At 68.8% G+C, this 17579-nt stretch carries 17 protein-coding genes; 10 read left to right on the forward strand and 7 right to left on the reverse strand.

What is annotated here, in order from left to right:
• On the forward strand, positions 1–90 hold a 90-nt coding region (locus WT53_RS31775), incomplete at its 5' end, for a 4Fe-4S dicluster domain-containing protein (protein WP_143031905.1).
• A gap of 149 nt (positions 91–239) precedes the next feature.
• On the opposite strand, the gene aroC is transcribed toward WT53_RS31775, so the two are convergent.
• The 3 genes from aroC to WT53_RS03015 all read right to left on the reverse strand — a co-directional run bounded on the left by aroC (position 240) and on the right by WT53_RS03015 (position 4117).
• Positions 240–1340, reverse strand: a complete 1101-nt coding sequence (gene aroC / locus WT53_RS03005) for a chorismate synthase (protein WP_034207095.1) — start codon at positions 1338–1340, stop codon at positions 240–242.
• A gap of 244 nt (positions 1341–1584) precedes the next feature.
• The gene (locus tag WT53_RS03010; protein WP_034207094.1) at positions 1585–3519 is read right to left on the reverse strand and encodes an MFS transporter; all 1935 of its coding nucleotides are present in this window, start codon (positions 3517–3519) and stop codon (positions 1585–1587) included.
• Positions 3520–3661: 142 nt separating this feature from the next.
• Positions 3662–4117, reverse strand: coding sequence for a CBS domain-containing protein (locus tag WT53_RS03015; RefSeq protein WP_034207093.1), 456 nt, complete (start codon positions 4115–4117; stop codon positions 3662–3664).
• 157 nt (positions 4118–4274) lie between these two features.
• Between WT53_RS03015 and WT53_RS03020 the strand changes: the two genes are divergently transcribed.
• Positions 4275–4592, forward strand: a complete 318-nt coding sequence (locus WT53_RS03020; protein ID WP_034207092.1) for an Mpo1-like protein — start codon at positions 4275–4277, stop codon at positions 4590–4592.
• Between the two features lie 16 nt (positions 4593–4608).
• Here the strand turns inward: WT53_RS03020 and WT53_RS03025 are convergent, their stop codons facing one another.
• Complete coding sequence (locus WT53_RS03025; RefSeq protein WP_034207091.1) at positions 4609–5937, reverse strand: YihY family inner membrane protein; 1329 nt, start codon at positions 5935–5937, stop codon at positions 4609–4611.
• Positions 5938–6079: 142 nt separating this feature from the next.
• Here WT53_RS03025 and wrbA point away from each other — a divergent pair, with 142 nt between their 5' ends.
• The 4 genes from wrbA to WT53_RS03045 are packed head-to-tail and all read left to right on the forward strand — an operon-like array spanning position 6080 to position 9385.
• Complete coding sequence (gene wrbA, locus WT53_RS03030) at positions 6080–6700, forward strand: NAD(P)H:quinone oxidoreductase (protein WP_034207090.1); 621 nt, start codon at positions 6080–6082, stop codon at positions 6698–6700.
• Complete coding sequence (locus tag WT53_RS03035) at positions 6697–7089, forward strand: DUF2069 domain-containing protein (protein WP_034207089.1); 393 nt, start codon at positions 6697–6699, stop codon at positions 7087–7089. Before wrbA ends, WT53_RS03035 begins: the two co-directional genes overlap by 4 nt.
• Positions 7090–7107: 18 nt before the next feature.
• Complete coding sequence (locus WT53_RS03040; RefSeq protein ID WP_034200667.1) at positions 7108–8529, forward strand: FAD-binding oxidoreductase; 1422 nt, start codon at positions 7108–7110, stop codon at positions 8527–8529.
• Between the two features lie 25 nt (positions 8530–8554).
• The gene (locus WT53_RS03045) at positions 8555–9385 is read left to right on the forward strand and encodes a metallophosphoesterase (RefSeq protein WP_034207088.1); all 831 of its coding nucleotides are present in this window, start codon (positions 8555–8557) and stop codon (positions 9383–9385) included.
• 61 nt (positions 9386–9446) lie between these two features.
• On the opposite strand, the gene WT53_RS33755 is transcribed toward WT53_RS03045, so the two are convergent.
• Complete coding sequence (locus WT53_RS33755; protein ID WP_179948984.1) at positions 9447–9596, reverse strand: hypothetical protein; 150 nt, start codon at positions 9594–9596, stop codon at positions 9447–9449.
• Between the two features lie 117 nt (positions 9597–9713).
• On the reverse strand, positions 9714–10655 hold the full coding sequence (locus WT53_RS03050) for a LysR family transcriptional regulator (RefSeq protein ID WP_034207087.1): 942 nt from the start codon (positions 10653–10655) through the stop codon (positions 9714–9716).
• Between the two features lie 157 nt (positions 10656–10812).
• On the opposite strand from WT53_RS03050, the gene WT53_RS03055 reads away from it, so the two are divergent.
• Genes WT53_RS03055 through WT53_RS03070 form a run of 4 tightly spaced genes read left to right on the forward strand, consistent with a single transcriptional unit; the run spans position 10813 to position 15707 of the window.
• Positions 10813–12399 carry an efflux transporter outer membrane subunit gene (locus WT53_RS03055; protein ID WP_034207086.1) on the forward strand — a complete coding sequence of 529 codons (1587 nt, stop codon included), beginning with the start codon at positions 10813–10815 and terminating at the stop codon, positions 12397–12399.
• A gap of 15 nt (positions 12400–12414) precedes the next feature.
• Positions 12415–14619 carry an FUSC family protein gene (locus tag WT53_RS03060; protein ID WP_034207085.1) on the forward strand — a complete coding sequence of 735 codons (2205 nt, stop codon included), beginning with the start codon at positions 12415–12417 and terminating at the stop codon, positions 14617–14619.
• The gene (locus WT53_RS03065) at positions 14616–14819 is read left to right on the forward strand and encodes a DUF1656 domain-containing protein (protein ID WP_034207084.1); all 204 of its coding nucleotides are present in this window, start codon (positions 14616–14618) and stop codon (positions 14817–14819) included. Before WT53_RS03060 ends, WT53_RS03065 begins: the two co-directional genes overlap by 4 nt.
• 12 nt (positions 14820–14831) lie before the next feature.
• On the forward strand, positions 14832–15707 hold the full coding sequence (locus tag WT53_RS03070) for an HlyD family secretion protein (protein WP_034207083.1): 876 nt from the start codon (positions 14832–14834) through the stop codon (positions 15705–15707).
• A gap of 21 nt (positions 15708–15728) precedes the next feature.
• Here the strand turns inward: WT53_RS03070 and WT53_RS03075 are convergent, their stop codons facing one another.
• Positions 15729–17402 carry a methyl-accepting chemotaxis protein gene (locus WT53_RS03075; protein ID WP_034207082.1) on the reverse strand — a complete coding sequence of 558 codons (1674 nt, stop codon included), beginning with the start codon at positions 17400–17402 and terminating at the stop codon, positions 15729–15731.
• Between the last annotated feature and the right edge of the window lie 177 nt (positions 17403–17579).

The following is a 17579-nucleotide window of genomic DNA, read 5'->3' on the forward strand; positions in this document are numbered from 1 at the left end:
TGCAAGACCTGCGACATCAAGGACCCGACGCAGAACATCGTGTGGGTCACGCCCGAAGGCGGCGGCGGGCCGAATTACCCGAACATGTAAGCTGCCGGAACGCGCCGCCACGAGCGGCGCGTTTCGTCTGGTCGCCGCACACCGCCGCAAACGAAACGGGGCGCTGCATCACGCAGCGCCCCGCTTGCATTCGTCGTTCGACGGTCGAGACGGTGCGCGCTGCGCCCCGCCCGCTCGTATCAGGTCGCGCTGCCGGCGATCTTCGGCGTCGGCGTCTCGACGTCGCCGCACTGCGCGCGGTGACGCAGCGCATGATCGATCAGCACCAGCGCGAGCATCGATTCGGCGATCGGCGTCGCACGAATGCCGACGCACGGATCGTGGCGACCGAAGGTTTCGACCGTCGCCTCTTCACCGCTCTTCGTGATCGAGCGGCGCGGCGTGCGGATGCTCGACGTCGGCTTGATCGCGATCGACACGGTAATGTCCTGCCCCGTCGAAATCCCGCCGAGCACGCCGCCTGCATGGTTGCCGACGAAGCCGGCCGGCGTCAGTTCGTCGCCGTGCACCGAGCCGCGCTGCGCGACGCTGTCGAAGCCCGCGCCGATCTCGACGCCCTTCACCGCGTTGATGCTCATCATCGCCTTCGCGATATCGGCGTCGAGCCGGTCGAACACCGGTTCGCCCCAGCCGACCGGCACGCCCGACGCGACGACGTCGATGCGCGCGCCGATCGAATCGCCGTCCTTGCGCAGCGCGTCCATGTACGCCTCGAGCTCCGGCACGACCGCCGCGTTCGGCGAGAAGAACGGGTTCTCGTGCACGTGCGACCAGTCGACGAACGGCACGTCGATTTCGCCGAGGCCGCTCATGTAGCCGCGCACCTCGACCCCGAAGCGCTCGCGCAGCCACTTCTTCGCGACCGCGCCGGCGCCGACGATCGGCGCGGTCAGGCGTGCGGACGAGCGGCCGCCGCCGCGGTAGTCGCGGATGCCGTATTTCTGCCAGTAGGTGTAGTCGGCGTGGCCGGGACGGAACGTCTCGACGATGTTGCCGTAATCCTTGCTGCGCTGGTCGGTGTTGCGGATCAGCAGCGCGATCGGCGTACCGGTCGTCACGCCTTCGAACACGCCCGACAGGATCTCGACCTCGTCGGCCTCCTGGCGTTGCGTCACGTGCCGCGACGTGCCCGGCTTGCGGCGATCGAGCTCGACCTGGATGTCGGCTTCGGTCAGCCCCATCCCCGGCGGGCAGCCGTCGATCACGCAGCCGATCGCGGGACCGTGCGATTCGCCGAAGGTCGTGACAGTGAAAAGCGTGCCGAGGGTATTGCCGGACATGATGGAACCGCCCAAAGAGAAATGGGCAAACCGATGCGCTGCCGGGGCCGCAGGCAGGTCGATCGTTTGCCGGTCGAGAAAAGAGGTAAACCGCTATTATGCCAGCCGTCCCGGACCCGCGGGCCGCCTGACCGCCGGCCGCGCCTAGGCATGCGTGCATGCGCGGCCCACGAAAGCGCATCCGGGCGCCCGCCCCAGCCCGGACGCAGCCGAATTCCCGCGCGTTGCCGGGTCCAGCGCTCGCCTACTTCCGCGCGCCGCGCAGCTCCGTCACCGCCGCCTGCAACGCCTCGGGCGTCGCCACCGACGCCGGGACCGGCTCGCCGACCGCCAGCGTCAGCCGGCTCATCACGCCGCGCTTGATGGGACGCGGCATCCGCGCATCGGTATGCCGCGAAAAATAGCTGCCCCACAGCCCGCGCAATGCCATCGGGATCACCGGCGCCGGCGTGCGGTTCAGGATCTCGGTGATGCCGTGGTGGAACGTGTTGATGTCGCCCGTCTTCGTCAGCTTGCCCTCGGGGAAGATGCACACGAGCTCGCCGTCCTTCAGCGCGGCCTCGCACAGGTCGTACGCGCGCGCGAGCATCGCGGGATCCTCGTGACGCGGCGCGATCGGGATCGCCTTCGCATGCCGGAATACCCAGCTCGCGAAACGCGTCTTGAAGATCCGGTGATCCATCACGAAACGAATCGGGCGCGGGCTCGCGGCGGCCAGCACGAGCGCGTCGACGTAGCTGACGTGGTTGCACACGAGTACCGCGGCCCCTTCCGCCGGGATTCGCTCCGCGTGCACGAGGCGAATCCGGTAGAAGGTGTGCACGAGCACCCACGCGACGAAGCGCAGCAGGAACTCGGGCACGAGCAGGTAGATATACGTCGCGACGACCACGTTCAGCAGCGCGGTGACGAGGAACAGCCCGGGAATGTCGACACCGGCCTTGGTCAACCCCATCGCCATCACGGCCGACAGGATCATGAACAGCGCGTTCAGGATGTTGTTCGCGGCGATGATCCGCGCGCGGTGGGTCGGCGCGCTGCGGCTCTGGATCAGCGCGTACAGCGGCACGCTGTAGAAGCCGCCGAACATCGCGAGCAGGAACAGGTCGGCCAGGATGCGCCAGTGGCGCGCACCGGCCAGGAATTCGCCGACCGACAGCAGATGGCCGGGCGACGGCAGCGCGTGGCTCGCGAAATACAGCTCGATCGCGAACACGCTGATGCCGATCGAGCCGAGCGGCACGAGGCCGATCTCGACGCGCCGCTGCGACAGCCGCTCGCACAGCAGCGAACCGAGGCCGATGCCGACCGAGAACGTCGCGAGCAGGATCGTGACGACGTCGGGGCTCGCGGACAGCACGTCCTTCGCGAAATTGAAGAACGACGTGAGGAACGTCGCGCCGACGAACCACAGCCACGAGATGCCGAGCAGGCTCAGGAACACCGTGCGGTTCTGGTGCGCGAGGCCGAGGTTGCGCCAGGTCTCGCTGACCGGGTTCCAGTTGATCACGAGGTCGGGCTGCGGCGCGGGCGTCGACGGCACGCGCTGCGCGACGAGCCGCCCGGCCAGCGCGATGACGACGACACTCACCGCGAGCACGCGCTCGCCGCTGCCTTCGATGCCGGCCGCCGCGCCGCCGATGATCGTGCCGATCAGGATCGCGATGAACGTGCCCATCTCGACGAGGCCGTTGCCGCCGACCAGCTCGTGTTCGCCGAGATGCTGCGGCAGGTACGAATACTTGACGGGCCCGAACAGCGTCGAGTGCATCCCCATCATGAACGTGCACAGATACAGCAGCGTCGCGCTGTGCGTGACGAAGCCGGCTGCGCCGACCACCATCAGCACGATCTCGAAGGACTTCACGAAGCGCGTGAGGGTCGCCTTGTCGTATTTGTCGGCGATCTGGCCGGACGTCGCCGAGAACAGCACGAACGGCAAAATGAAGATCGCGGAAATCAGGAACGCGGCCGTTTTCGCATCGACGCCGGAGAACCGCGCGGTGTGATACGTGACGAGCGACGTGAAGCCGATCTTGAAGACGTTGTCGTTCAGCGCGCCGAGGAACTGGGTCGTGAAGAACGGCGCGAAGCGACGCTCGCGCAGCAGGTCGAACTGCGATGCGTGTGCGCGCCGTTCGTCGCGCCGCCCGGAAGTGGCTTGCGTGTGATCGCTCATGCGGAATACGCGCGCATCGTCTGGGCGAAGCTGCGCGGGCCTCGTGTTGTTGTCGTTGAAAAAAAGGCGGCGCAGGACAAACCTGCGCCGCCGCATGCCGGATGGCGGCGCCCATGCATCGAGGTGCCGGGCGCGGCGGAATTCACGGCTTGTGCGCTTCGGCTTCCGATTCCGGCCAGTCGCGGATGTACGCCTTCAGCATCCGGTTCTCGAAGCTCTGCGCCTCGACGACCGTCTTCGCGACGTCGTAGAACGAAATGACGCCCATCAGCACCTTCTTGTCGAGCACCGGCATGTAGCGTGCGTGACGCTCGAGCATCATCCGGCGCACTTCGTTGACGTCGGTTTCCGGCGTGCACGTGAGCGGCTCGTCCATCACCTTGCGCACCTGCACGTCGCCGATCGCGCCGCCGTTTTCGCGCAGGCGCAGGATGATCTCGCGAAACGTCAGCATCCCGACGAGATCGCCGTACTCCATCACGACGAGCGAACCGATGTCGTGTTCGGCCATCGTATCGACCGCTTCGCGCAGCGGCTTATCGGGCGTCACGGTAAACAGCGTGTTGCCCTTCACTTTCAGAATATCGCTGACGCGCATCGTAGTCCCCTCATGCTTGAATGCAAAATCTCTTTCGATCCTATCGGAAAGCCTGTCAAAAGGAAAGCACGGGCCGGCGCGGCGGGCCGCCGCCGCTTGCGGACCCGGGCCGCCGGCCGCACAATGGCCTCATGAACGGCGGCCCGAGGAGACGGCCATGGCGCATACGCATACGGAGCAATTCGCCCGCTTCGCTGACTTCTACCCGTATTACCTGAACGAGCACCAGAACCTGACGTCGCGGCGGCTGCACTTCATCGGCTCGCTCGGCGTGATCGGCTGCGTCGCGATGGCGGTCGCGACCGGCTACTGGCTGTGGCTGCCGGCGGCGGTCGTCTGCGGCTACGGGTTCGCGTGGGTCGGACACTTCTTCTTCGAGAAGAACCGCCCGGCCACGTTCCGGCACCCCGTCTACAGCCTGATGGGCGACTGGGTGATGTTCAAGGACATCTGCACCGGCAAGATCCCGCTGTAACCGCCGGGCCCCGCCGTCAGGCAGGCCGCGGCGGCCGCGCGTGCGGGTCTGCCACGCCCGGCGCCGCACCGGCGCCGCCGGCCGGCTCCGCGCCCGCGAGCCGGTGCGCGGCGATCAGCGACGCGAGCGTCACGTCGAACCGGTCGCTCGACAGCACCGCGAGCAGCGCTGCGCCGTCGACGTGGCTGCGGCGCCGCTGGAGCTGGTAGGTCAGCTCCGTGCGATCGATCACCAGCACGTCGAACAGCTGCGCGAGCGTCAATTGTTCCGGGTTCGCGAGCAGGATGTAGCGCGGCGTGGCCTCGCCGTCGCCGTCGAGCCGCGCCACCCATTCCCGCTCCTCCATCGTCGTCAGCAGCCGCTGCGCGGTTTCCATGTCGCAGCGCAGCATCGTCGCGAGCCGGATCGCCGTGTGGCCGCGCTTGCCGGCCGCGCGCGCGTCGGCAAGCCGCGCGAGCAGCTCGAGCGCGTCGAGCAGGTCGCTGCCCGGATAGTGGATGCGGTGGAACTGGCCGACACGAATCGCGGGCAGCGCCGACGCGACCATCGCGCCGAGCAGCGCGATGAACCAGCTCAAATACACCCACAGCAGGAACACCGGCAGCGCCGCGAACGCGCCATAGACGGCCGTATAGGTCGGAATGCGCCGGACGTAGTAGCCGAAGCCGCGCTTCGCGAGTTCGAACGCGATGGCCGCGAACAGGCCGCCGATCACCGCGTCGCGCCATGCGACCGCGCAGTTCGGCAGGTACACGTACAGCAGCGTGAACGCGAGCACCGTCAACGGCAGCGACGCAAGCGCGAGCAGCCACTCGACGATCGACGTGGACGGCCCCGCGCCGGTGAACGCGAGCGACTGCGTGAACAGGTACGACGAGATCGACAGGCTCACGCCGAACAGCAACGGCCCGAGCGTGATCAGCGCCCAGTACGCGAGCACGCGCTGCGCGAACGGCCTGGGCTTGCGCACGCGCCAGATCAGGTTGAACGCCGATTCGATCGTCATCATGGTCATCACCGACGTGACGACGAGCACGATCAGGCCGGCCGTCGTCAGCCCCTTGGCCTTCGACGCGAACTGGTTCAGGTACTTGAAGATCTGGATGTTGAACTGCGCGGGCATCAGGTGATCCGCGAGAAACCCCTGCAGCGAGATCTGGAACGACGCGAACATCGGGAACGCGGTGAACAACGCGAACGCGACCGTCAGCAGCGGCACGAGCGACAGCATCGTCGTGAAGGTCAGGCTGCCCGCCACTTGCGGGATGCGATCCTCGGCGCTGCGCCGGGCCGCGAACTGCGCGAGGCGCTTGATGGTGACGAGATCGACGCTCAACTTCGGCAAACGGCTTCTCCTTCTTGATGCTGCGCGCGTCACGGCGCGCCGCCGCGCTGCGCGACGGCTTCAGCCCCTATAATAGCCGCTCGATTCCAGCAGGGGCCGACTGCACCGGGCACGCGCGCGGCCGCACGCGGCCCCGTCGCCCATGAAAGACATCCTCGTCCTCTATTACAGCCGTCACGGCGCCACGCGCGATCTCGCGCTCGCGATCGCGAACGGCATCGACAGCGTGCCGGGCATGCAGGCCCGCATCCGCACCGTGCCGCCCGTGTCGGCCGTCTGCGAAGCCACCGCCCCCGACATCCCGGCCGACGGCCCGCCGTACGCGGAACTGCGCGACCTCGAAGAATGCGCGGGCCTCGCGCTCGGCTCGCCGACCCGCTTCGGCAACATGGCCGCGTCGCTCAAGTATTTCCTCGACGGCACGACGCCGCAATGGCTGTCGGGCGCGCTGACCGGCAAGCCTGCGAGCGTGTTCACGTCGACGGGCAGCCTGCACGGCGGCCAAGAATCGACGCTGTTGTCGATGATGCTGCCGCTGCTGCATCACGGGATGATGATCGTCGGGATCCCGTACACCGAATCCGCCCTCAGCACGACGCGTACGGGCGGCACGCCGTACGGCGCGTCGCACGTCGCGCAGCACGACCGCGCGGCGTCCGGCGGGCTGTCGGCGGACGAGAAGGCGCTCGCGGCCGCGCTCGGCGTACGGCTCGCGCGCGCCGCCGCGGCCCTCGCCGGCGCCCGGGCCGCCGAGGCGGCATGAGCGCCCCCGCCCGCCCCGCCGTCGCGTCCCGGCCGCGCCATGCGCGGGCCGCCGCCGCGTGTCTCGTCGCGCTGATCGCGCTGTCGCTCGCGTGGGAGCTGTGGCTCGCGCCGTTGCGCCCCGGCGGCTCCGCGCTGATGCTCAAGGCCGTGCCGCTCGCGCTCGCGCTGCCCGGCGTCTGGCGGCGTAACATCTATACGATGCAGTGGGCGAGCATGCTGATCCTCGTCTATCTTGCAGAAGGCATCGTGCGCGGCATGTCCGATCGCGGGCTGTCCGCGACGCTCGGCTGGTGCGAGACCGCGCTGGCCGTCGGCTTCTTCGTGGCGGCGCTGGCTTACGTCGCGCCGTTCAAGCGCGCGGCGAAAAAGCCGCGCACCACGTCCTGACCCTTACGCGACAAGGTGATGATGTCCTCCGAAGCTTTCGTTTCCGCGTGCCGCGACGCGATCGGCGCCGACCACGTGCTGACCGATCCGCACGATACCGAACCGTTCCTGACCGACTGGCGCCGCCGCTACAAGGGCGCGGCATGCGCGGTGCTGAAACCCGCGAACACGGCCGAAGTCGCCGCGCTCGTGAAGCTCGCCAACGCGCACGGCGTCGCGCTCGTGCCGCAAGGCGGCAATACGGGCCTCGCCGGCGGCGCGACGCCCGATGCGAGCGGCAGCCAGGCCGTGCTGAGCGTCGCGCGCCTGAACCGCGTGCGCGCACTCGATCCGCACAACAACACGATCACCGTCGAAGCCGGCGTGATCCTCGCCGACGTGCAGGCGCGCGCCCGCGAAGGCGGCCGGCTGTTCGCGCTGAGCCTCGCGGCGGAAGGCAGCTGCACGATCGGCGGCAACCTGTCGACCAATGCGGGCGGCACCGCGGTGCTGCGCTACGGCAATGCGCGCGAGCTGTGCCTCGGGCTCGAGGTCGTGACGCCGCAGGGCGAGATCTGGGACGGGCTGCGCGGACTGCGCAAGGACAACACGGGCTACGACCTGCGCGACCTGTTCATCGGCGCCGAAGGCACGCTCGGCATCATCACGGCGGCGGTGATGAAGCTGCATCCGCTGCCGGCGGCACAGGTCACGGCGCTGGCCGCGCTCGAATCGCCGCATGCGGCGCTCGATTTCCTCGCGCTGGCGCAGCGGGCGGCCGGGCCGCTGTTGACCGGCTTCGAGCTGATGTCGGATTTCTGTATGCAGCTGGTCGGCAAGCACTATCCGCAACTGCGTTACCCGTTCGCGCAGACCCATGCGCAAACGGTGCTGCTGGAGCTGTCCGACAACGAAAGCGAAGCGCATGCGCGCGCGCTGTTCGAGAAGCTGATGGAAGAAGCATTCGAGGCCGGGCTCGTGGTCGACGCGGTGGTCGCGGAGAACCTCGCGCAATCGCGTGCGTTCTGGGATCTGCGCGAGCACATCCCGCTCGCGCAAGCCGACGAAGGGCTCAACATCAAGCACGACATCGCGGTGCCGATCTCGTCGATCGCCCGCTTCATCGACGAGACCGACGCAGCGATCCAGCAGGCCGCGCCGGGCGCGCGCATGGTGACGTTCGGTCACCTCGGCGACGGCAACCTGCACTACAACGTGCAGATGCCCGAAGGCGGCGATGCGAAGGCGTTCCTCGCCGCGTTCCAGGCGCCGATCAACCGGATCGTCTACGACAACGTGCACCGCCACCACGGCACGATCAGCGCGGAGCACGGCATCGGCCAGTTGAAGATCGACGACGCGCAGCGCTACAAGTCGCCGGTCGAAACGACGCTGATGCGCACGCTGAAGACCGCGCTCGATCCGCGCGGCCTGATGAATCCCGGCAAGGTCCTGCGCTGAAGCCGCCTGCTCCGGAGCGAATCCCGTGAAAGTCCGCGTCCTGTCCGACCTGCATCTCGAAAGCAACCTGCCCGACGCGATCCCGTATGCAGACGCCGATCTCGTCGTGCTGGCCGGCGACATCCACAATCACGCGGAGGGCCTGCGCTGGGCCGCCGAAACGTTCGACCCGGCCGTGCCGGTGATCTACGTACCGGGCAACCACGAGTACTACGACGGGGAATTCGGCGCGCTGGAGACGGCGATGCGCGACGCGGCGCACGCGCTCGACAACGTGCATTACCTGAACAACGGCGTCTACGTCGATCCCGCCCAACGCTTCCGCGTGCTGGGCACGACGCTCTGGACCGATTTTTCGCTGTTCGGCCGGGACGAAGCCAGCGTCGCGCGCGCGACCGACGCCGGCCTGCGCGTGATGCTCGATTTCAAGGGATTGATCCAGGTGACCTGGCCGCACGACGCGGCGGTGCATGCGACGGCAGAGGCGCCGGAACGGGATTTCGCGCCGGCCGACGCGATCGCGCTGCACCGGCAAGGCCGTGCATGGCTGGAAGCGCAGCTGGCGGCGCCGTTCGCGGGCAGGACGATCGTCGTCACCCATCATGCGCCGCACCGCCGCTCGCTGGCGGAACGCTATGCGGAAGATCTGGCGTCGGCGGGGTTCGTCACGGACATGGCGGAACTGGTGCGGCCGCCGGTGGACCTGTGGCTGCACGGCCACACGCATACGTCATTCGACTACGCTGCGGACGGCGGCACGCGCGTGGTGTGCAATCCGCGCGGCTACCTTCACCGGCGCACCGGCGAATGGGAAAACCCCGCGTTCGCGTGGGACAAGGTCGTCGAACTGGACTGAGCGCCAGCCGGGCGGCCGCATGGCGCGGCCTTCCCGACCTGGGGCGCGACGACAGGCTCGATCAGCGGCCGGGGCGGCGCGGGTCGCGCACGCGGACCGGCACGGGCTTCATCTGCGCCTTCGCCTTCATCGCACGCAGCAGGTCGCGGGTCGCCGCGGCGGCAGCCGCGCCCAGCAGGACGCCAAGGCCGATCATCAGGTGCGTATCCATCGCTACTCCGGTGTGGTGTATCTCGTTAACTTCAACAGTATCAAACTGTCCGACACACGTTCGTAAAAAAATGTTGCGTGAAGGACAAATCTCGTCAGATTGCGGTCGACTGCGCGGTCATGTCGCACGCGTGTACTGTTCGAGCTCGGCTTCGTCGGCTTCGAGCGTGAGCGGCAATTCCTCGCGCAGGAAATCGACCCAGGTCCGGATTTTCGCGTCGAGGTACTGGCGCGACGGATACAGCGCGTAGATGTTCATCACGTGCGACCGGTACTCGGGCATCACGCGCACGATGTGCCCGCTGCGCAGCCAGCCGATTGCCGAATAGACCGGCAACCCGCCGACGCCCATCCCCTCCCGCACGGCCACCGCGAGCGCCTCGGCGACGTTCACGCGGAACGGCGGCGCCGTGATCGACACGACCTCGTCGCCGTTCGGCCCCGCCAGCGCCCATTCGTCGAAGTGAAAGCCCGGCGCGACCATCCCGAGGCACACGTGCTGCGCGAGATCGGCCGGCCGCTGCGGCACGCCGTGCGACTCGACGTAGCCCGGCGACGCACACACGACGCTATAGCTCTCGCCGAGCCGCTGCGACACGAGCCCCGAATCGGGCAGATCGCGGCCGACGACGATCGCGACGTCGTACCCCTCGTCGAGCAGGTCGGGCATGCGCTGCGCGAGCGTCAGCTCGACGTGCACGTCCGGGTAGCGCTCGCGGTAGCGCGCGATGGCCGGCACCAGATAGTGCTGGCCGAGGCTCGTGAAGCAATGGACCTTCAGCTTGCCGGACGGGCGCGCATGCGCGTCGCCCGCCTCGGCTTCGGCCTGGTCGACGTACGCGAGGATCTGTTCGCAGCGTTGCAGATAGCGCTCGCCGGCTTCGGTCAGCGCGATCCGGCGCGTCGTGCGGTTCAGGAGACGCGTGCGCAGGTGTGCCTCGAGATCCGAGACCGCGCGCGACGCGTAGGCGGTGGTCGAATTCATCTGCTGGGCGGCCGCGGTAAAGCTGCCCGCGTCGACCACGCGGACGAATACCCGCATGTTTTGTAGCGTATCCATCCTGTTACCCCTGTGAATCCGGAGGGATTGTTGCACAGGGCCCAACAAATATTATCTCAAGATTCGTAAAAATGACTTGCACCGTTGTCCGTATATTCAGGAATCGCTGAAAAATATAATCGCTTCCGACTCATCTATATCCGAAAGGGAGAAAATCGTGCAGTCTCCGGCGACAAAAGGGACGCTCGCACTGGCGGTTCTTGCAGTCTCATTAATAATGGCCGGTTGCGCGAGCATGGGCGACAACACAACCCAGTCCACCCGTATCGACGCGAACGCGCTCGATGCCGGCGCGGCGATCCGCGCGGCCGACCGCGACGCGGGCTGGCCCGCCGCGGACTGGTGGCGCGCGTACCGCGATCCGCAGCTCGATGCGTGGATCGCCGCCGCCCAGGCCGGCAACCCGACCCTCGCGGCCGCCGAGGCCCGCGTGCGCGAAGCGCAGGCGATGGCGCGCGTCGCGCGTTCGGCCGAACTGCCGCAGATCAACGGCAACCTGTCGCTGATGCGCGAGCACTGGCCGGACAACGTGTACTACGGCCCGGGCCCGCTCGCGAACGCCGACACCTGGAACAACACCGGCACGCTCGGCCTGTCGTACCACCTCGATCTGTGGGGCAAGGACAAGAACGCGACCGAGCGCGCGCTCGACACCGCGCACGCGAGCGCCGCCGACGCACGGGCGGCGAAGCTCGAACTCGAGGTCAACGTCGTACGCGCGTATGTCGGCCTGTCGATGAACTACGCGCTGCTCGATCTCGCGCACGAAACCTTCGAACGCCAGCGCGCGCTCGCCGATCTCGCACGCAAGCGGCTGCAGGCCGGCCTCGGCACGCAGCTCGACGTGAGCCAGGCGGAATCGACGCTGCCCGACTATGAGCGCCAGATCGACAGCTACGAAGAAGCGATCCAGCTCGCGCGCCACCAGCTCGCCGCCCTCGCCGGCAAGGGCCCGGGCGCCGGCGACGCCATCAAGCGGCCGCAGCTTGCGCTCGACGCGCCGGCCAGCCTGCCGTCGGCGCTGCCGACCGACCTGCTCGGCCGCCGCCCCGACGTCGTCGCGGCGCGCTGGACGGTCGACGCGCAGGCGCGCGGCATCGACGTCGCGAAAGCGTCGTTCTACCCGAACATCGACCTGCTCGCGACGGTCGGCGGCTTCGGCGTGACCGCGCCGTTCACCGACTTCCTGCGCGCGATGAACGGCGGCTGGACGGCCGGCCCCGCGCTGTCGCTGCCGATCTTCGAAGGCGGCCGGCTGCGCGCGCAGCTCGGCGCCGCGAATGCCGGCTACGACCAGGCGGTCGAGCGCTACAACCAGACGATCGTCGGCGCGCTCAAGGACATCGCCGATCAGGTCGTGCGGATCCGCTCGCTCGATACGCAGAAGAAGGACGCCGCGCGGTCGGTGGCGGCCAACGATCGCAGCTATCGACTGTCGCGCGAAGGCTTCCGCCGCGGGCTGACCGATTACGTGAACGTGCTGGTCGCGCAGCAGCAACTGCTGCGCGCGCAGGAAACGGCCGCCCGCATCGACGCGGAACGCCTCGCCGCGCACGCGCAGTTGATGGCCGCGCTCGGCGGCGGGATCGAGACGGGCAAGGACGTTCCGGCGAACGACCGGCCCGCCGACGGCGCCAACCCGTCGGGCACGGCGCCCGCGGCGGCGGTTGCCCGGCCCGCGGAAGTCGCCGCCGCCGGCACGTCCGGGACGCCCCGGACGCCCGCCGTGCCGGCCGCACGGTAACGCGGAGCGCGCGCCATGTCAGCCTCCTCTCCCGCTTCCACGCCCGCCGGCGGTCCGCTCGCGGCCTGGTACGCCGCGTTCGGCGACTGGGCCCGCACCGACGGCGCCGCCTGGCTCTATCTGTTCAAGGCGCTGCTCGCCGCGTTCATCGCGACCGGCGTGTCGATGCGGCTCGACCTGCCCGCGCCGAAAACGGCGATGACGACGGTGTTCATCGTGATGCAGCCGCAAAGCGGCGCGGTGCTCGCAAAAAGCTTCTACCGCGTCGCCGGCACGATCTTCGGGCTGATCGCGACGCTCACCTTCGTCGGGCTGTTCCCGCAGCAGCCGCAACTGTTCCTGCTGGCGGTCGCGCTGTGGGTCGCACTGTGCACGGCCGGCGCCGCGCGCAACCGCAACTTCCGCAGCTACGGCTTCCTGCTGGCCGGCTACACGACCGCGCTGATCGGGCTACCTGCGTCGCAGCACCCGGACGGCGCGTTCATGAGCGCGATGACGCGGGTGGCTGAAATCATGGTCGGGATCGTGTCGGCCGGCGTGGTCAGCGCGCTCGTGTTTCCGCAGACCACCGGCGAGCAGATGCGCACGACGGTGCGCAAGCGCTTCGGCAGCTTCGTCGACTACGTCGCGGCGGCGCTGTCGGGCCAACTCGACCGCGCGCATATCGAAACCATCCATACGCGCTTCGTCGCAGACGTGGTCGGGTTCGAGGCCGCGCGCAGCATGGCCGTGTTCGAGGATCCGGACACGCGGATGCGCAGCGGCCGCCTCGCGCGGCTGAACAGCGAGTTCATGAGCGCGTCGAGCCGGTTCCATGCGCTGCACCAGTTGATGAACCGGCTGCATGCGGCCGGCGCGCAGGCCGCGATCGACGCGATCGAGCCGTACTTCCGCGAGATCGCACCGCTGCTGCTGACGCCCGCCGGCGAACCGGTGCGCACGTCGGCCGATGCGGGCCACGCGGCCGCGCAACTGCTCGCGTGGCGCGACGCGCTGCCGCGCCGCATCCGCGCGACGCGCGCCGCGCTCGAAACGCAGCCGGACTTTCCTCTGCTCGACTTCGACACGGCCGCCGAACTGCTGTACCGCTTCATCACCGACCTGCACGAGTACGCGGCCACCTATGCGTCGCTGTCGACCGCGACGCACGAGCGCGAACGCTGGATCGAGCGCTACGAGCCGCGCACCAATGCGACGGCGATGGTGATCGCGGCGATTCGCACCGCGACCGTGATTCTCGTGCTCGGCTGGTTCTGGATCGAGACCGCGTGGCCGAGCGGCGTGACGATGACGCTGACGGCGGCGGCCACCTGCGCGCTCGCGTCGTCGACGCCGCGCCCGACCGCGATGTCCGCGCAGATGGGCATGGGCACGGCGCTCGCCGTCTGCACGGGCTTCCTGCTGACGTTCGGCATCTATCCGCACATCGACGGCTTTGCGCTGCTGTGCGTCGCGCTCGCGCCGCTGCTCGCGATCGGCATCTTCATGACGCTGAAGCCGAAGCTCGCCGGCTACGGAATGGGCTACCTGATCTTCTTCAGCTTCCTCGCCGGCCCGGACAACATCACGCACTACGATCCGACCGGTTTCATGAACGATTCGCTCGCGCTCGTGCTGTCGATGCTGGTGTCGGCGATCGCGTTCGCGGTGCTGTTCCCGCCCACCGCGCCGTGGCTCAAGAAGCGGCTGTTCGCGGACCTGCGCCACCAGGCCGTCGCGGCCGGCCACGCGCGGCTCGCGGGCTTGCGCACGCGCTTCGAGAGCGGTGCGCGCGACCTGATGTACCAGGCGCACACGCTGTCGGCCGACCAGCCCGACGTGCAGCGCGACGCGCTGCGCTGGATGTTCGCGGTGCTCGAAGCCGGCAACGCGACGATCGACCTGCGTCACGAGCTCGCGACGCTGCCGTCCGAGCCGCGCTATGCGCCCGCGATGCCGTGGCGGCGCGCGATCGAGACGATGCGCACCGCGCTGTCGGCGCTGTTCTCGAAGCCGAGCGCCGCGCGTTTCGATGCGACGCTCGCCGCGACCAACGCGGCGATCGACGCGACCCGGCAAACGCTCGATGCGTTCGAGCCGTCGCGTGACGAGCGCCACCGGCTGCAGCGCATCCTGAGCCATCTGCATTTCGTACGGACCGCGCTGCTCGACCCGGAATCGCCGCTCGAGCCGCTCAACCGCAACCGCCCCGTGCGTCCTCAACCCGGAGCCTCGTCATGATGCCGCGTGAAATCGCCATTCTCGATGCCTACATGCCCACGGTGGTGCTGATGTTCGCGCTCGGCGCGATCGCGACCTGGGCCGTCGATCGCTTGCTCGCCTATACGGGCCTCTACCGTCTCGTCTGGCACCCGTCGCTGTTCCGGGCCTGCCTTCTCGTCTGCATTTGCGGCGGACTGAGTCTTGCCGTTTACCGTTGATTCCGAACCATCATGATGCTCAGAAAACTCCTCGGCTTCGTCGCGACCGCCGTCATCCTTCTCGTCGCGATCCTGATCGGGCGCTCGCTGTGGGTGCACTACATGGACGATCCCTGGACGCGCGACGGACGTGTGCGCGCCGAGATCGTCAACGTCGCGCCGGACGTGTCGGGCGCGATCGTCGACCTGCCGGTGCATGACAACCAGCTGGTGAAGAAAGGCGACCTGATCATGCAGATCGACCCGTCGCACTACCGGATCGCGGTCGAGCAGGCGCAGGCGGCGGTGGCCGCCCGTCGTGCGGAACTGCAGATGCGCCGCGACGACGCGGCCCGCCGCGCGGACCTCGACGCGCTCGTCGTGTCGAAGGAAAACCGCGAGAACGCGGTGCACAGCGCGTCGAGCGCCGATGCGCAGTACCAGCAGGCCGTCGCCGCGCTCGACGCCGCGAAGCTCAACCTCGAACGCACGCGCGTCGTCGCGCCGGTCGACGGCTACATCACGAACCTGCAGACGTTCAAGGGCAACTATGCGGTGGCCGGCCAGGCGAAGCTCGCGATCGTCGACAGCCACTCGTTCTGGGTCTACGGCTACTTCGAGGAAACCAAGCTGCCGCGCGTGAAGATCGGCGCGCCGGCCGAGATGCGGCTGATGAGCGGCGGCGTGATGAAGGGCCACGTCGAGAGCATCTCGCGCGGCATCTACGATCGCGACAACCCGCAAAGCCGCGACCTCGTCGCGGACGTGAACCCGACCTTCAACTGGGTGCGGCTCGCGCAGCGCGTGCCGGTGCGCATCCGGATCGACGAAGTGCCGGCCGACGTGGTGCTGTCGGCGGGCACGACCTGCACGGTCATCATCGATCCGGATCGGCGGAAGAAGTCGTGATCGCCCGGGCGCGCCGCGCGCTCACGCCGCGATACGGAAACGCCCGACCAACGCCTTCAACGCCTGTGCCTGCTCGTCGAGCGCGTTCGCGGCAGCGGCCGCCTGTTCGACGAGCGCCGCGTTCTGCTGGGTGCCGGCGTCCATCTGCGTGACCGCGCGGCCGATCTCGTCGATCCCCGCGCTCTGCTCGTCCGACGCCGCCGAGATCTCGCCGATGATGTCGGTCACGCGCTTGACCGCGCGTACCACGTCGCCCATCGTGCGGCCCGCGTCGTGCGCGAGCGCCGCGCCGTTCGCCACGCGCTCGACCGACGCGCCGATCAGTTCCCGAATCTCCTTGGCCGCCGTCGCCGAGCGCTGCGCGAGCAGCCGCACCTCGCCCGCGACCACCGAGAAGCCGCGCCCCTGCTCGCCGGCGCGCGCGGCCTCGACCGCCGCGTTCAGCGCGAGAATGTTGGTCTGGAATGCGATCCCCTCGATCGTGCCGATGATGTCGCGAATGTTCTTCGCGCTGTCGTCGATCTCGCTCATCGTCGCGACCACGCGCCCGACCACCTCCCCGCCCGTCTCCGCGACCGCCGACGCATTGGCCGCGAGCGTGCTCGCCTGCCGCGCGTTCTCGGCGTTCTGCCGCACGGTCGACGTGAGCTGCTCCATGCTGGCCGCGGTGCGCTCGAGCGCGACGGCCTGCTGTTCGGTACGCCGCGACAGGTCGAGGTTGCCGGTCGAGATTTCGCCGGACGCGGCCGCGATCGCCTCGGCGCTCACCGCGATCTCGCCCACGGTGGCCGCGAGCCCCGTCTGCATCTCGGCCAGCGCGCGCACCATGCTGTCGCGGTCGTGGCGGCCGAGCGCGATCGGCCGCGTCAGGTCGCCGCGCGCGATGTCCGCGGCAATCTCCTTCGCGTGCGCGGGCTCGCCGCCGAGCTGCGACGCGAGGCGCCGCACGACGCGCTCGGCGATCGCGACGGCCAGCACGATCAGCGCGGCCGTCATCGCCGCGATCATCGCGAACGACGACGAAAAAATGGTCGCGGACGCATCGAGCGTCGCCTTCGACTTTTCGCCGCGCGTCTTCACGAGTTCGGCGACGAGCTTTTCGAGCTTGCCGGTTTCGACCAGCAGCGACACGTCCTGCGTGCCGACCTGCCAGTTCATCTGCGACAGGTCGAGCGGCTGAGCACGCACGAGCGTGACGAAATCGCGCAGATGCGCGCTCCACGTGCCGACCGCCGTCGAGAATGCGTGCAGCCGCGCCGAATCGCCGGCATCGGCCGGATCCGCGTAGCGCTGCAGCGTGCCGAGCGCCTGGCCGATCGACGCGAGTCCCGCACTCACGTCGGCGCCGAGTTCGTCGCGCTCCTTCGCGGTGGTCGCGGTCAGCAGCATCTTCTGCGCGCGGCTCGCGCGCAGCACCTCGGCGCGGACTTCCTCGGCCGCACGGCTCGCGACGTGCCCCTGCGCGTAGACCGACGCGATCGACGCGTTCAGGCGGCTGATCTGCCACAGCGAAAACATGCCGATCGCGAGCGTGCCGGCCAGCAGGATCGCGAATGCGGCGCGCAACGTCGCCTTGACGGTCCACGGCCGGCGCGCGCGCCGCGCCGCGTGTGCGCGCCGAGCGGCGCGACCGGCGGCAACGTCGGGTGCGGCGGCGGCTGCACCGGGCTGTGGATGCAAAGATGCTGCTTTCATCGATCTACCCCGTATTGATCACGCTGCCGGAAAGGTCGGTCCCGGCGTTCCCGCGACGGCTGGCCATGCCGCGCGTCCTGCCCCCTGCCCGGCGGGTAGCCGGCGCCGGGCGCGGCGCGCCTGTTGTCATTGGGTCGTTCTACGGCCGCCACCGCCGTTTCTTGAGTCCGGTAAACC

Source organism: Burkholderia sp. MSMB2157WGS (genome assembly GCF_001532755.1).
GTDB lineage: Bacteria > Pseudomonadota > Gammaproteobacteria > Burkholderiales > Burkholderiaceae > Burkholderia.

Coding starts and splice junctions, on each gene's coding strand:
- aroC (WP_034207095.1), bottom strand. CDS start 1,340: ATGTCCGGCAATACCCTCGGCACGCTTTTCACTGTCACGACCTTCGGC.
- WT53_RS03010 (WP_034207094.1), bottom strand. CDS start 3,519: ATGAGCGATCACACGCAAGCCACTTCCGGGCGGCGCGACGAACGGCGC.
- WT53_RS03015 (WP_034207093.1), bottom strand. CDS start 4,117: ATGCGCGTCAGCGATATTCTGAAAGTGAAGGGCAACACGCTGTTTACC.
- WT53_RS03020 (WP_034207092.1), top strand. CDS start 4,275: ATGGCGCATACGCATACGGAGCAATTCGCCCGCTTCGCTGACTTCTAC.
- wrbA (WP_034207090.1), top strand. CDS start 6,080: ATGAAAGACATCCTCGTCCTCTATTACAGCCGTCACGGCGCCACGCGC.
- WT53_RS03035 (WP_034207089.1), top strand. CDS start 6,697: ATGAGCGCCCCCGCCCGCCCCGCCGTCGCGTCCCGGCCGCGCCATGCG.
- WT53_RS03040 (WP_034200667.1), top strand. CDS start 7,108: ATGATGTCCTCCGAAGCTTTCGTTTCCGCGTGCCGCGACGCGATCGGC.
- WT53_RS33755 (WP_179948984.1), bottom strand. CDS start 9,596: ATGGATACGCACCTGATGATCGGCCTTGGCGTCCTGCTGGGCGCGGCT.
- WT53_RS03050 (WP_034207087.1), bottom strand. CDS start 10,655: ATGGATACGCTACAAAACATGCGGGTATTCGTCCGCGTGGTCGACGCG.
- WT53_RS03060 (WP_034207085.1), top strand. CDS start 12,415: ATGTCAGCCTCCTCTCCCGCTTCCACGCCCGCCGGCGGTCCGCTCGCG.
- WT53_RS03065 (WP_034207084.1), top strand. CDS start 14,616: ATGATGCCGCGTGAAATCGCCATTCTCGATGCCTACATGCCCACGGTG.
- WT53_RS03070 (WP_034207083.1), top strand. CDS start 14,832: ATGATGCTCAGAAAACTCCTCGGCTTCGTCGCGACCGCCGTCATCCTT.
- WT53_RS03075 (WP_034207082.1), bottom strand. CDS start 17,402: ATGAAAGCAGCATCTTTGCATCCACAGCCCGGTGCAGCCGCCGCCGCA.